Source organism: Serratia grimesii (assembly GCF_900186025.1).
Taxonomy (GTDB): Bacteria; Pseudomonadota; Gammaproteobacteria; order Enterobacterales; family Enterobacteriaceae; genus Serratia; species Serratia grimesii.
In genome coordinates, this window is record NZ_LT883155.1 from 2525279 (window position 1) to 2538797 (window position 13519).

At 54.6% G+C, this 13519-nt stretch carries 13 protein-coding genes; 10 read left to right on the forward strand and 3 right to left on the reverse strand.

Translation table 11 applies throughout. The features are described from left to right. Positions 1-79: 79 nt before the first annotated feature. The 4 genes from SGBXF1_RS11950 to SGBXF1_RS11965 all read left to right on the forward strand — a co-directional run bounded on the left by SGBXF1_RS11950 (position 80) and on the right by SGBXF1_RS11965 (position 5502). A complete protein-coding gene (locus SGBXF1_RS11950) occupies positions 80-1003 on the forward strand; it encodes a substrate-binding domain-containing protein (protein ID WP_061806199.1) in 924 nt (307 codons plus the stop codon). 107 nt (positions 1004-1110) lie between these two features. Further along, positions 1111-2004, forward strand: coding sequence for a helix-turn-helix transcriptional regulator (locus SGBXF1_RS11955; RefSeq protein ID WP_186428435.1), 894 nt, complete (start codon positions 1111-1113; stop codon positions 2002-2004). Between the two features lie 101 nt (positions 2005-2105). Further along, complete coding sequence (locus SGBXF1_RS11960) at positions 2106-3803, forward strand: ABC transporter ATP-binding protein (RefSeq protein WP_186428436.1); 1698 nt, start codon at positions 2106-2108, stop codon at positions 3801-3803. Continuing rightward, positions 3793-5502: an ABC transporter ATP-binding protein gene (locus tag SGBXF1_RS11965; protein WP_186428437.1), complete on the forward strand. Its 1710-nt coding sequence runs from the start codon at positions 3793-3795 to the stop codon at positions 5500-5502. The genes SGBXF1_RS11960 and SGBXF1_RS11965 overlap by 11 nt, the downstream gene beginning before the upstream one ends. 54 nt (positions 5503-5556) lie before the next feature. Here SGBXF1_RS11965 and SGBXF1_RS11970 read toward each other — a convergent pair whose 3' ends face one another. Beyond that, complete coding sequence (locus SGBXF1_RS11970; RefSeq protein WP_186428438.1) at positions 5557-6768, reverse strand: MFS transporter; 1212 nt, start codon at positions 6766-6768, stop codon at positions 5557-5559. 96 nt (positions 6769-6864) lie between these two features. Between SGBXF1_RS11970 and SGBXF1_RS11975 the strand changes: the two genes are divergently transcribed. The 5 genes from SGBXF1_RS11975 (at position 6865) to SGBXF1_RS11995 (ending at position 10985) form a co-directional block, all read left to right on the forward strand. Then, a complete protein-coding gene (locus tag SGBXF1_RS11975) occupies positions 6865-7803 on the forward strand; it encodes a LysR family transcriptional regulator (RefSeq protein ID WP_037415103.1) in 939 nt (312 codons plus the stop codon). 148 nt (positions 7804-7951) lie between these two features. Then, positions 7952-8713, forward strand: a complete 762-nt coding sequence (locus SGBXF1_RS11980) for a dimethylarginine dimethylaminohydrolase family protein (RefSeq protein ID WP_186428439.1) — start codon at positions 7952-7954, stop codon at positions 8711-8713. A gap of 27 nt (positions 8714-8740) precedes the next feature. Continuing rightward, positions 8741-9514 (forward strand): ABC transporter substrate-binding protein, encoded by a 774-nt coding sequence (locus tag SGBXF1_RS11985; protein WP_037415110.1) that lies wholly within the window; start codon positions 8741-8743, stop codon positions 9512-9514. Between the two features lie 56 nt (positions 9515-9570). Then, a complete protein-coding gene (locus SGBXF1_RS11990) occupies positions 9571-10263 on the forward strand; it encodes an ABC transporter permease (protein ID WP_037415113.1) in 693 nt (230 codons plus the stop codon). Continuing rightward, positions 10263-10985 carry an ABC transporter permease gene (locus SGBXF1_RS11995; RefSeq protein ID WP_037415116.1) on the forward strand — a complete coding sequence of 241 codons (723 nt, stop codon included), beginning with the start codon at positions 10263-10265 and terminating at the stop codon, positions 10983-10985. Before SGBXF1_RS11990 ends, SGBXF1_RS11995 begins: the two co-directional genes overlap by 1 nt. 6 nt (positions 10986-10991) lie before the next feature. Here the strand turns inward: SGBXF1_RS11995 and SGBXF1_RS12000 are convergent, their stop codons facing one another. After that, complete coding sequence (locus SGBXF1_RS12000) at positions 10992-11447, reverse strand: Lrp/AsnC family transcriptional regulator (protein ID WP_037415921.1); 456 nt, start codon at positions 11445-11447, stop codon at positions 10992-10994. Positions 11448-11461: 14 nt separating this feature from the next. Between SGBXF1_RS12000 and SGBXF1_RS12005 the strand changes: the two genes are divergently transcribed. Further along, positions 11462-12568 (forward strand): succinylglutamate desuccinylase/aspartoacylase family protein, encoded by a 1107-nt coding sequence (locus SGBXF1_RS12005; RefSeq protein ID WP_186428440.1) that lies wholly within the window; start codon positions 11462-11464, stop codon positions 12566-12568. Between the two features lie 21 nt (positions 12569-12589). Here the strand turns inward: SGBXF1_RS12005 and SGBXF1_RS12010 are convergent, their stop codons facing one another. After that, positions 12590-13510 (reverse strand): metallophosphoesterase, encoded by a 921-nt coding sequence (locus SGBXF1_RS12010; protein ID WP_186428441.1) that lies wholly within the window; start codon positions 13508-13510, stop codon positions 12590-12592. Positions 13511-13519: the final 9 nt, after the last annotated feature.

Sequence of the window (13519 nt, forward strand, 5' to 3'; positions counted from 1 at the left end):
GGTATTGGCCTGTTGCCCGGTACAGGCAGTGATGCGTTGATTTTAATAATAAATAAACCTCAACCTACAGGATGTCATCATGAAAACGAAAACGTTACTTTTGATACTGCTGAGCATGGTTATGGCTTTCAGCGCCCAGGCGAAAACTTATAAAGTCGGCGTAGCGCTGGCTAATTTCGATCTTAACTTTGTCTCTATTTTACGTTCGCAAATGGCGAGTGAACTTAAGCAACTGAATATGGATAGTCAGTTTGCCGACGCGAAAGGGGATGTGGCGCTACAGGTGCAACAGGTGGATGACTTTATCAACCTTGGGGTGGATGCCATCATCCTCAATCCTGTTGATACACAGGGCGTAAAGCCGATGATGGACGCTGCTGAGCGCGCTAATATTCCGCTGATTTTTGTCAACCGCAAGCCGGAAGTGAAGTTGGGTAAGGATATGGCCTATGTGGGTTCAGACTCGGCGGCAGGCGGTGAAATGCAAATGGAAGCGTTGGCCAAGAAAATGAATTATCGCGGCAACGTGGCAATCCTGATGGGGGCGTTATCGAACGAAGAGGCGCGCGAGCGCACCCGTGCCGTAGAAGCGGTGATCGCCAAATACAAAGACATGAAGGTATTGGAAAAACAGACTGCCAAATGGCAGCGCAATGAGGCGGTGGACGTGGTGTCCGGCTGGTTACTGAATGGTCGCCCGATTGACGCTATCGCGGCCAACAACGACGAAATGGCCATTGGTGCCATCATGGCGCTGAATCAGGCCAAAAATAAAAGCATCCTGGTGGCGGGGATCGACGGCACGCCGGACGGTCAACAGTTTATTAAAAATGGCGGCATGACGTTAACCATTTTCCAGGACGCCAAAGGGCAGGCCATCGGTGCTGTGCAGGTAGCCAAGGCGCTGTTGGAAAAACACAAGGTCGAGCCGTATAACTGGGTGCCTTACAAAACGATCACTCAAGATAATGTGGCGTCGTTCGTGGCGGATAATCAGAAGTAGATAGTGTTATTGCAGTGGTCGGCAGATTGAATAAGAATTACTTTCATTTGCCGACCGTTATGCCATAGTGAAAGCCCTGTTGCCCGCTATCTGAACACGCGTACACCATGACAACCATGCCGTCTTTCGCAGTACAACATCAGCCCATCATCACGCCAGTTCCGCATCCCGAACGCCTAAAATTTGCACCGCACATCCTATTGCATAGTGGTACCTTGCTGGAACAGCAGTCTGCCTGGGAGGATGATCCGTTGATCAACGGTATCAAGTTGGCGTTCGTGCACAGTGGCGAGATGCAATGCCGGGTTACAGGGCAGGCTGAACGGCATATCGCCGAACCTTCACTTTGTGCATTCAGTAACCTTGGCAACTTCGCAGTGACACACCGTTTTAAACGGGATACCCCTCTGCGCTACACCATTTTGCAATTGGAGAGCGACGGCCAGGATCAACATGCCGAATTGTTTCCCGCAGCATTAACGTCTCGGGCAGGGCAGCCGCCGAAAATGGTTATCGGTCCGGCCCCCAAACTGTTATTGGCGTTGTCCACACAGATTGCCACTTGCCCGTTGCAAGGGGCCACGCGCGATCTGTATTTGGCGGGCAAGGCGATGGAACTCATCGCGATGAGCCTGCAACACCTGTCCGATGTCCCGTCAAAGGCAGTCGTTCTACGGCTCACTCGTTCGGACATTGAACGCCTCCACGCCGCGCGCGATCTATTGATTTCCAACCTGCCACATCCTCCGGGGTTGGATCGTTTGGCAGCACAGGTGGGGATTAACACCCGCAAACTCACCAACGGCTTCCGTCAGATCTTTGGCAACAGCGTGTTTGGATGGTTGCAAGAGTATCGTCTGCAACAAGCCCACCGCATGCTCAGCACTGAGGAGGCCAATGTGGCCACCATCGCCTATCGTGTGGGTTACAGCCCAGCACATTTATCCATCGCATTCCGCAAGCGCTTTGGCATTTCCCCCCGAGCGGTGATGGCGCGCTAACCGGCGGGCTAAATAAAAAGTCCCGCTGGCAAAAGTATCCCCACCTGAGCTCACCTGATTTTCCGCTATCGTAAGGTATGGAATTTTAAGGAGAGATCACGATGAAAGGGGCATTACATCGCCTGTTACGGCCGTATTATCGGCCATTGGCGGCGGCCATATTTTTGCAGGCGTTGGCAGGCATATGTTCATTGATACCTTGGATCCTGCTGGGATATATCGCAGCAGAAACTCAATCTGTTGCTGAAATTCGCTGGCTGTGGCCTATCGCCGTCAGCGGTTTGGTGTGGTTGTTCGGTCAAACATTGGCGTTGTATCTGACGCACAGCGTGGATGCCGGGCTTTGCCATCAACTGCGCTTAGCCCTGGCGGAAAAGTTGCAGCGTTTGCCGCTGAACTGGTTTGTACACCAGGGCCAGGATGGCGTAGCCCGTTACGTTGAGCAGGACGTAAGAGCACTGCATCAGCTGATCGCACACGCACCGACGGATTTGGTGAATTTGCTGATTGTCCCGTTGGTGGCCTTTGGCTATTTGTTTTCACTGAATATGTCGCTGGCGTTGTTTGCGTTATTGCCTCTTTGCGCTGCAGTTGGGTTGTTCCTGGCGATGCGAGCCTCTCGGTTTCGTGCCGATGTCGAACAACGCGACCGTACGATGGAGGAGATGCTGGAAAGCTACGGTACGCTGGCCAGTCATCCGGTGGCAGTGCGGCAATATCCGCAGGCCGGGGTACAAGCTCAGGCACAGGCGGCAACCGATCTTTTTGTTACGGCATTCAGCCATTGGGTACAGCGTATCGGCCGTTTGAGCGCGGGTATGCAACTGTTGCTGGGAGCGCCACTGCTTGGCGTTTGGGTCATCGCTGGCGCGTTGGGCTTGGGTGCGACGCCATTGCCGGTCGCTCAGTTGTGCGTATTTTTGTTGTTGGTTAAGGCAATTGCCGCGCCGCTGCAGGCGATGGGCCACGGCGGTGATGCATTGCGCAGTGCCCGACTGGCGGCGGAGCGGTTGAATGCGTTGCTGGCTACGCCAGACATGGTGAACGGAACACAACAGCCTGATCTGAACGCCCCAGCCGATATCGAAGTACAGGCGCTGAGTTTCCATTACGATAATCAACCAGTTCTACAGAACATCACTTTTTCGCTGCCAGCCGGCAGTGTCACCGCGATTGTTGGGCCATCGGGGGCAGGGAAAAGCAGCTTGCTGTTGCTATTAGCACGGTTTATGGACCCGGACTGCGGGCAAATTCGGGTCAGCGGTCACCCTTTGGCGAGTTTGTCTTCTGCTGGTCGTTTTCAATTAATCACCCCGGTATTGCAACAGGGATGTGCGCTGGCACGACCGTTGGATCAAAACATTGCGCTCTATCGTCCAGATGCCGATCAGGCCACCATCCATGCCGCGGCAAAGGCTGCCTGTCTGCATGAGGACATTATGGCACGGCCACTTGGTTACCAAAGCATACCGGGCCAAGACTTGCAGCTTTCAGGCGGTGAACTGCAACGCCTGTCTATTGCGCGCGCCTTGCTGTCACCAGCGCCAATTTTGTTGCTGGATGAACCCACGTCGGCGCTTGATCCGCAAACCGCCGCAGCCTTATTAGGTCGCCTACGCCAGCGATCTGGCACCACGGTGATCGTCAGTCACCGATTGGCCGATGTCATGGATGCCGACTGTATTTTGGTGCTGGAACGTGGGCAGTTGGTCGCCAGTGGCAACCACCGGCAATTATTAGCCGCCGGGGGGCTTTATCGCCGGCTTTGGGACAGTCAGGGAGACATTTATGGCTATTAATATGGCGCGCTTGAGATCTTTGGCTCCGCAGGATCGGGCTTCGCTGATGAAAACACTGCTGTGGATGACGGCGTGCGCCATGCTGGACGGTGTCGCTGGTCTGATGCTAGTGCCACTGATTGTTGCCTGGTTTAGTGGTGATATCGCGCAAATTTGGCCGGCATTGTGGGGCTTGCTGGCGACCACGGCGGTGTATGGTGGCGTGATGTTTTGGGCGACGCTGAAAGGGTATTTGGCCGGATGCACGGTAGTACGGATGTTGATCGGTGCCTTGATCCTGCATATCCCGCGAATTCCCGCTAACCTGCTTGGCCGGGTGCACTTGCCGAGTTTGGTACGTGGGCCGGTGTTGACGACCATGGCAATCCCGGCGCATTTGTTGGCTCCACTGATTACGGCGGTAGTGACCCCTGCAACGGTTATTATTGGATTGGCGTTTATCGATTTTCCACTGGCCTGTTGCCTGTTGATCGCCGCTGTATTGTTAGGTGCGTGGCTACGCTGGGGAGGGCGACGGACGCTAACCCTGGAAGATCAGCTGCATCAGGCTGAGCACGACAGCGCCACACAGTTGGCTGAGTTTGGACAACAGCAAGCGTTACTGCGTACCACGGGACTGAATCAACAGGCAGGACAGCGGTTGGTACAGGCACTGACCGCCCAATACCAGAAAGTGGTGCATCTCCAACGACGCTCATTACCCATCACGTTGGTCTTTGCGGGTGCGGTACAGGCGGTATTCTTGCTGGTGTTAGTACTGGGGGCCTGGCGTGTCGGTATTGGTGCGCTGACAACCCCATTGTGGATCGCCGAAATGGTGCTGTTAGTCCGATTTATCGAACCCTTGGCGGCAATGACGCAGCTCGCCCAGTCGCTACGTAATGCCTGGCAGGCGCTAATGCAGGTATTCATGGTGTTGGAAACACCCGCGCTTCAATTTGCGCAGTCTGGCGACATACCGGCGGACAGCCATGTGATTGCGCGACAGGTCGGCTATCGCTTGCCGGACGGTACAGCACTGCTTAGCAACATTGACCTTGATATTCCACCCGGCAAATTACTGGCCATCGTCGGTCCATCTGGCGCCGGCAAAAGCACCTTGCTGGGTATACTGGCACGTAACACCGACGTGACAGACGGACAGGTGACTATTGGCGGAGTGGATATTCGTCAGCTTGATGCCCCAACATTGGCAGGGTGTCGCAATGTGTTGTTGCAGGATACGCCGCTGTTCCGGGGAAGTGTTCGCTGGAACCTCCAATTAGCTAACCCTGCGCTAAAAGAACATGAAATGCAGGAGGCACTGTCGGCGGTAGGTTTGCAGCAGGAGATCGCCCGTTTACCGCACGGGCTAGACAGCGAGGTTGGCGTGGGGGGCGCTGCATTGTCCGGCGGGCAGCGGCTGCGCCTGTGTCTGGCACGAAGTTTGTGTGCCAGGACACCAATACTTTTGCTGGATGAACCGACCGCAAGCCTTGACTCACTCAGCGTTAACCGCGTGATGGCATTGCTGGCACGTCAGCGTGGACGAACAAGCTGTATTTATGTCACGCATAACCCCCGATTGGCGGCTCTGGCAGAGGATATTGTCATTGTGGCAGCAGGACGGTTACGTCGCAGGGGTAGCCATACTCAGTTGTTAGCCGAAGATAGCTGGTATCGTGAGTTTTGTGCCGAAAACAGCCAAGAGGCCGAGTGACGTTAAAATACAATAGCCGCAGACGTTGCGGCTATTTTTAGACGATCTACACCATCAGGCTGCGGCTCGCGAGGGGGCCTTGACCAACATCCGTAGCACTAATCCTCCTGTCGCCACCACTGTTGCTAATGCGATCACACCAGACCAACCGGCACTTTCCAGAATCTTGCTCCCTAAAGCAGCACCGGTCGCCATGCCAATAAACACCAGAGTAAACATGATGGCATTAAGGCGACTGCGGGCGGCCGGATTAATGGCGTAAATAATCGTCTGATGCGCCACCAGTGTAGCCTGTATCCCGAGATCAAAACCTACCGCGCTCAAGGCGATCAGAGCCAACTGTGCGGGTACTGACAGTAATGGCAGCAGAAACATCAGGGCAAATGAACACACCACCATGGCTGCGCCGATTTTAGTGACGTAATCAGGGCCATGACGATCGGCCAGTGCGCCTGCCAAGGGAGCAGCCAGTGCACCTGCCGCGCCCGCCAATCCAAAAGCACCGGCTACTGCGCTACCTAACTGATACCGCTCTGCCAGCATTACTGCCAGTGTTGACCAGAAAGCACTGAACGCAACTGACAACAAACCTTGCGCCAGTGCTGCACGCCGCAATTCCGGGTACTCTGCCCACAGCTTGCCTAATGAACGCAGCAGCGCCGGGTAGCTCAACGTGGTGTTGGGTTTAAAGCGCGGTAATACAGCCCCAATCGCGAAGGTAATAATCAACACGCCAACTGCCGCCAGGAAGTAAACGCTGCGCCAGCCAAAATATTCCGCGACCACACCGCTGAAGACACGCGACAGCAAAATGCCAGCTAACAGCCCGGTCATTACTGTCCCCACAGTTTTGCCTCGGTTGGCGTCAGAAGCGAGCGTAGCGGCTGCCGGTATGATGTCTTGCGCTACCGTAGCGGCTAAACCGATCGCCAGACTGCTGATTAGCAGCAACGGGAATGAAGAGGAAAAACCACAAAGCAGCAAGGTCAGCGCCAACAGTACGCCTTTAACCCGGATGATCTGCCGACGATCGTGACGATCCCCCAGCGGGGCCAATAATAAGATTCCCAGCGCGTAGCCGACTTGTGTCAGTGTCGGTACCAAGCCGGTATCACTCACCCCGGCGTGGAATGCATCCCCCATAATGCCCAGCATAGGTTGGCTGTAGTAGATGGATGCCACACTCAGACCAGCGCCCGCCGCCAGCAGAAAGACAACGTTGGGGGAAAGCGTGGTGGTGTTATTGGTTGATGAAAGTAGGCTCATGTTGGTTATCCTGAACTCGTAAAGTGCGGCTATTTTTGCCGGGCTTCGCCGCAAACTGTAGCCCCCGTACAGGTAAAACTGTTATACGTATTACGTATGAATAAAAACTCATTTCCGAATGGCGACCGCATAGCCATGTTGCAAACGCTGGTACGTATTGTTGACAGCGGCAGCCTCTCAGCTGCGGCGGCGCAAATGCACACGTCACAGCCCACTGTCAGCCGGCGCCTACAGGTGCTGGAACAACTGCTGGGCGTTAAGTTAATCCAGCGCACGACACACACCATGAAGCTGACGGATGACGGCGAACGGTGTTATCAGCATGCGCGTAAGCTGATTGAACAGTGGCACATCATGGAAGATGAGCTACGTGGTACACGCGATGAGCCGGTCGGCATATTGCGGGTGAGGGCGCCGCATGCCTTTGGTCAGGATCAACTGATTGGGCCGCTGGGCGATTATTTACAACGTTATCGTCAGACCAGTGTGGAATGGACGCTCAATGATCACTCGCCAGACTTCATTCCTGAAGGCGTGGACTGCGCGATCCACGTCGGTGCAGTGACCGATCCGTCGGTGGTTGCCGTATTATTGGCGGAAGTGCCGCGCATCGTGGTGGCGTCACCTGAGTTATTAGCAGGTAATGCGCCACTGAGCCAGATAGGCGATTTAGCGCAACTGCCTTGGCTGGCGCTAAACAGTTTTTATCGCAATGAAGTCACGTTAACCCATCACGACAGCGGTAAGTCCTGCCGTTTTGACATCGCGCCAAGGTTAAGCACTGACAGTCTCTACGCAGTGCGTAAAGCCGCGTTAAACGGTGTTGGGGTCGCAATGTTGTCATCCTGGGTGGTTAAACAGGATCTCGAACAGGGCCGACTTATCGCATTGATGCCGGACTGGCGGGCAGCCCCATTACCGATATATTTGCTTTACCCGTACGCCAGTTACTATCCGGCACGCCTGCGTAAATTCCTGGCGTTAATGAAAGAGGTGATGCCGCGTATCACAGGTGCGCAACCGCCTGTTCCGTGAAAAGGGCGCACAGCGGAATTGGTCGTTATCGAAGGAATAAACAGCGCAAATGTAGAGTAGCAGTGGGTGGATTCAACCTGATTAGCAGCGGTATCTGTTTGATAATCGAAACAACAGTGACCGTCCTTTCCAATAGAGAGAATCGCCCATGCACTTTACCCAAGCCATTGCCAGACTCCCTGCTGATAGCTGCGCCAGCGGCCAAACCACGGCCCAATTGGGCGCGCCGGATATTGTCACCACGGGCCAGCAGTTTTTGGCCTACGTGGACACCTTGCTCCGCCTGGGATTAAAAGTGACAGTGTTACCTGCTGCACCGGTATTTCCTGACGCACACTTTGTTGAAGATACGGCAGTCGTGATGCCTGAACTGGCGGTGATCACCCATCCCGGTGCACCAAGTCGCCAGGGCGAAGTTGACACTATTGCCCCCTTGTTTGACGGTGAGCGGCCAGTGGTGCGGATGAGCGCACGCGGTCATCTTGATGGTGGTGATGTGCTGTTGGTCGATCGTCAGTTTTTTGTCGGTCTGACGTCACGTACGGACGAAGTCGGTATTGGCGAATTTGCCGCAGCGGTGGAACCCCATGGTTACCGAGTGACTGCGATTGAGGTGAGCGCCGGGCTGCACCTGAAATCGATAGTCAACTATGTTGGCCGCAATACCCTGTTGCTGACAGAAGCTTACCAGCACCATCCAGCCTTTAGCGCTTTCAACAGCATCGTCATTCCAGAAGTGGAGTCCTACGCCGGAAACACACTTTGGATCAACGATACGTTGATTACCCCCAAGGGCTATCCACAGACCTTGGCGCAAATCGAAAAGTTAGGGATGCCGATCGTTCAGCTCGACACCAGTGAATTCAAAAAAATGGACGGCGGCCTGACCTGCCTGTCACTTCGTTTCTAGTATTTTCTTTCACCGGGGATCTCAGCCATGAAAAAAACATTAGCCGTTTTATTGACTAGCCTGGCACTGGGCGGCCCAGCAGCGGCCCAGACTTTTGACACCATCAGTTTTGGCGTTGACGGCGGTTATCCACCCTTTGATGTGCTTGCGCCCAATGGTGAGATCACCGGTTTCGATATTGATATTGCCAATGCGCTGTGTACCCAACTGCATGCCAAATGTGTGTTCGTCAAACAACCTTTCGAAAGCATGATCGCCGCGCTTAACGCACATAAGTTCGATGCGATTATTGCTTCGCTGACCATTACTGATGAACGTAAAAAGGAAGTGGACTTCACCGATCGTTATTACCGCAGTTCTGCCCAGTTAGTGGCACGTAAGGGCAGCGATTTATTGCCAGACGTCGCCAGCCTGAAAGGAAAAACGGTTGGCGTACAGACCGGCTCAATCCATGAAGCCTATGCGAAACAGCATTGGGGCGGAAAGGGCGTAAAAATTGTCTCTTATGCCAATCAGGATAATGTCTATCTGGATCTGATGTCCGGGCGTATTAATGCGTCGTTACAGGATAACACTCAGGCTGCCAGCAGCTTTATCGACACGCCTCGCGGACAAAAGTTTGCCTTCGCCGGTCCGGTGATCAAAGACAGCAGTATTTCCTCCGACGTGGGCATCGCCGTAGGCAAAGACAACCCAGCTCTACGAGATGCGCTTAACGGTGCGATCAAAGCCATTCGCGCCGACGGCACCTATGCGGCCATCCAGAAGAAATATTTCAGCTTCGATATTTACGGTGACTAAGCCGGCTCCGCTAACGCCGGCTGACCCGGCATTCAGTCAAATATGGGAGGCCGGGAATGGTCGTAGAGTATTTACCGTTGCTGGTACAGGGTGCGGCGTTGTCGTTGTGCGTGATGCTGGTTTCACTCGCCGTTGCCTTGGTGCTTGGGCTGATTAATGCAGTGATCAAACTGTTCGGTCCGCGTTGGTTGCGTTGGGTTTCAACGGGCTATACCACACTGGTGCGTGGCATTCCTGAACTGGTGATCATGCTGCTGTTGTTCTTTGGCGGCGAGATGCTGGTTAACGGCGCGCTTGGTCTGTTGGGGCTGGGGCCACTGCATTTCAACACCTTTATCTCCGGTGTACTGGCAATAGGCTTCGTGTTTGGTGCCTACTACACCGAAACTTTCCGTGGCGCATTTCTCACCGTGGAGCGCGGTCAACTCGAGGCGGCGATGGCGTATGGCATGAGCCCCGGCCAAGTATTTCGACGCGTGCTGCTACCGCAAATGCTGAGTTTCGCCATTCCCGGCATTAATAATAACTGGCTTGGGTTGATGAAGGCCTCGGCGTTGGTGTCGATCCTCGGGCTGGAAGACATGGTGTGGTTGGCGGAGCAAGCGGGGCGCGCAACGCAAAAACCTTTCTTGTTCTATTTCCTGGTGGCGCTAATTTATATGGTGATCACCGCGATCTCCAGTTGGGGATTTAGCCGGCTATCGCGGCGTTATGCGCTGGCGTCGTCGAATTCGGCGGGAGTACGCTGATGAACCTGCAAAACATGCTGGAAGCCGTGCCGAGCTTTTTGTGGAGTGATGGCTCTGATGTGACCGGACTGGCAATGACCGCCAGGTTATTTTTGCTGTCGGTTGTACCCGGTTTATTGCTGGCGATGCTAATGGCGATCGGCCAGGTTTATGGTCCACGCCCCGTGGCTTGGCTCATCCGCAGCATCACCTATTTTTTTCGCAGTACGCCGCTCTACCTACAGTTAATGCTGATTTACTATGGCCTGTCGCAGTTTGATGTGGTGCAGTTGGGCTGGCAGAACGATCAGCCATTCTGGTTGCTGTTTCGTGATGCGACGTTCTGCGCCACGCTGGCGCTGGTGCTCAATACCAGCGCCTACGTCGCACAGTTGCTGGCTGGCATGATGGAAACCTTCCCGCGCCAGGAGTGGATTGCCGGCGAAGCCTATGGCATGAGCCAGTGGCAGATCATTCGCAGGCTGGTCCTGCCTGCAACGCTGCGACGTGGCATTCCTGCGCTGAATAACGAAATGGTCTTCTTGCTGCATGCCACATCGCTGGCCAGTACCGTTACGCTGTTGGATATCACCGGGGTGGCGCGCGCGCTTTATGCCGCAACGTATTCGCCTTTTGTTCCGTTCCTGATGGCAGCGGCGCTGTATCTGCTGTGCACCTTCCTGCTGATTTTCCTGTTTTCACGGGCAGAACGCCGCTGGCTGGCGTTTATCCGCCGTGATTGATCCGGCTCAGGAACGTTTAATGGATTGTAATTCGGTCAGCGTCACGATTTTATCCACCCGAAACTTTTTGCTGGTTAGCCAGGTATCGGCCAGTAGCCGGTAGTTTTCCATGCTGCGACACCCGATACGCACCAGAAAATCGAAATTGCCGCTGACCAGCCAGCAGTCCAGCACTTCCGGCGTATTGCGCATTTCCTGCTCGAACGCCGGTTGGGAATGGCCATGGTCGGCCAGCGCAATCTGCGCCTGAATGACAAACGCATGTTCCGGCTCAGGCAATTCGATAATGGCGCTGTAGCCACGAATAATGCCGTCACGCTCTAACCCACGAACCCGCTCCTGGCAAGGGCGAGCGGTCAGATTGACCTGCTCGGACAGCTTTTGATAGGAAATGCGGCCATCCCGGCACAGTATTTCGAGGATCTTTTTGTCGATGCGATCAAGCCGGGCTTTTTTTTCCACAGATAGGGCGTCCAATGAAAAGTAAACATCATAAGTTACCTGAACATGCCTTGGGTGGGCAGCGCCAATTTACCAGTTTTCATTTCGGCGAGTCGGGTAAAGGCGAAAAGATCTACCTGCAAGCCGGTTTACATGCCGATGAACTGCCCGGCATGCTGGTGTTGCATTATCTTAAAAGATTACTCAGCCAGGCGGAACGGCGCGGGGAACTGCAAAGTGAAATAATCATTGTCCCGGTCGCCAACCCGCCGGGATTGGCTCAGGTGCTGCTCAATGGCGGCGTGGGGCGATTCGACCTGGTCAGTGGTCGTAATTTCAACCGAGACTTTCCCGACTTAACCCAGTTGTTACTCAACCACGCGTTCAGTATTGATGAATCCTTACATCAGCAGGTGCGTGCCGCAATGCGTGAAGCTTTACTGTCAGCACTCGACACCAGCGAAGTCACGGCACTACGTCGCCAATTGTTGCTGTTGGCCTGTGATGCTGATGTGGTACTGGATCTGCACTGCGATGACCGAGCGATCTTGCATATGTATGCCGACCCGGCCTGGAGTGAACAGGCTGAAGTATTGGCGTGCTTTATGGATATTGGCGCAGTGCTGCTTTCACAAGACAGCGGTGGCGGATCCTTTGATGAGGCTTGCGGCCTGCCTTGGCACCGTTTGGCGACACAACATTTTGCGCTAAAAGACCTGACACCCGGCTGCATGGCGGTCACGCTGGAGCTGCGTGGGCAACGAGATATTAGCCACGAACTGGCCAGTGTTGACGCTGAACGTCTCTATCGTTATTTACAACACCGGGGTGCCGTTGCCGGTGAGTCACCCGAGATCCCCCAGCGAGACGTGGCAATGCTACCGTTCGCTGCCGGAGAGATCGTGACAGCACCTGCCAGCGGTATTCTGTTGTTGCTACGTCAGCCGGGGGAGTGGGTAGAGGCGGATGAGGCCGTGGCCGAAATTGTCGACCCGATCACCGATACGGTAAAAGCGGTGCGCGCCAAGGCTGGCGGGCTCATCTACGCCTGCAGGCAAGCTCCTTTTGTCACCTTGGGGGCCGAAGTCATGAAGATTGCCGGTAAGACGCCATACCCAGGTGGCGGCGGGTTGGCGTCTTGATAGGGCTCCAACAGCCGATATTTATCGCACCAGCACTCGGCTAATTTCCGGGCCATAGCCGGTAATTGATAGCTTATCGCCGTCCAGCTCAACCACGGCGAACGGCAGCAGTTCGTCGCCATCGACCATGCCCTTTAGGGTGATGAAATCGGTATTCCCCACGCGAACATAATCACCCAAATGATAATGACCGGCAAAGTAAGCGCGTACCTGATAGCGGCATAGCAGATCCACCAGCGCATTGCAGTTCCACAGGTTATGTTCATTGGCCGGTGCTAATGGGTAGTGCCCAAACACCACAACGGTTTCCCCTTTGCTTTGTGCGTCCGCCAGGCTGCACTCCAGCCAACGCAGTTGTTCATCACCGACGGCGCCGTTCCAGCTTTGCGCTTGCGGTTGATGCTCGGCACGGATACGGGCCAGCAACTGCTGTGCTTGTGCGTGTTCATCACCGTTGGCTTGATTGCAATACAGGCTGAGGTCATTACCGTCAATCACGATAAAGCGATAACCGTTCAGGCTGAACTGGTAATAGTGTTTGGGCAGTGCCAGCACAGGGGATTGCGTTGCCAGATGGCGGGATATCACATCGGCATCATGGTTGCCCATAATCACCGCATGCGGATGACGTAACTGCTGGTACACCGGCAACAGTTCGGCGTAACTGCTCCAGTTATCATCTACCAAATCCCCGAGGGTGGCGACAAAAGCCAGCGGCAAGTCATTAAGCTGAGTAATGGCCTGGGTCAGTTTACGCAGGCTGTTACGGTAGTAGCGGTTATATTCCAGATTGGGATCGGCATTGGCATATTGTGGATCGGCGATTAAGCCAAAGCGCAGGGCGCCCGACGCCATGGGCTCGCCCGAGAATTGGGGTTGCTGGTAAAGAGAGCTAACCTGACCCAGGGCCAGAGACTGTGCTTCGGTGAGGTGTGAAGTCATGGGTTACCT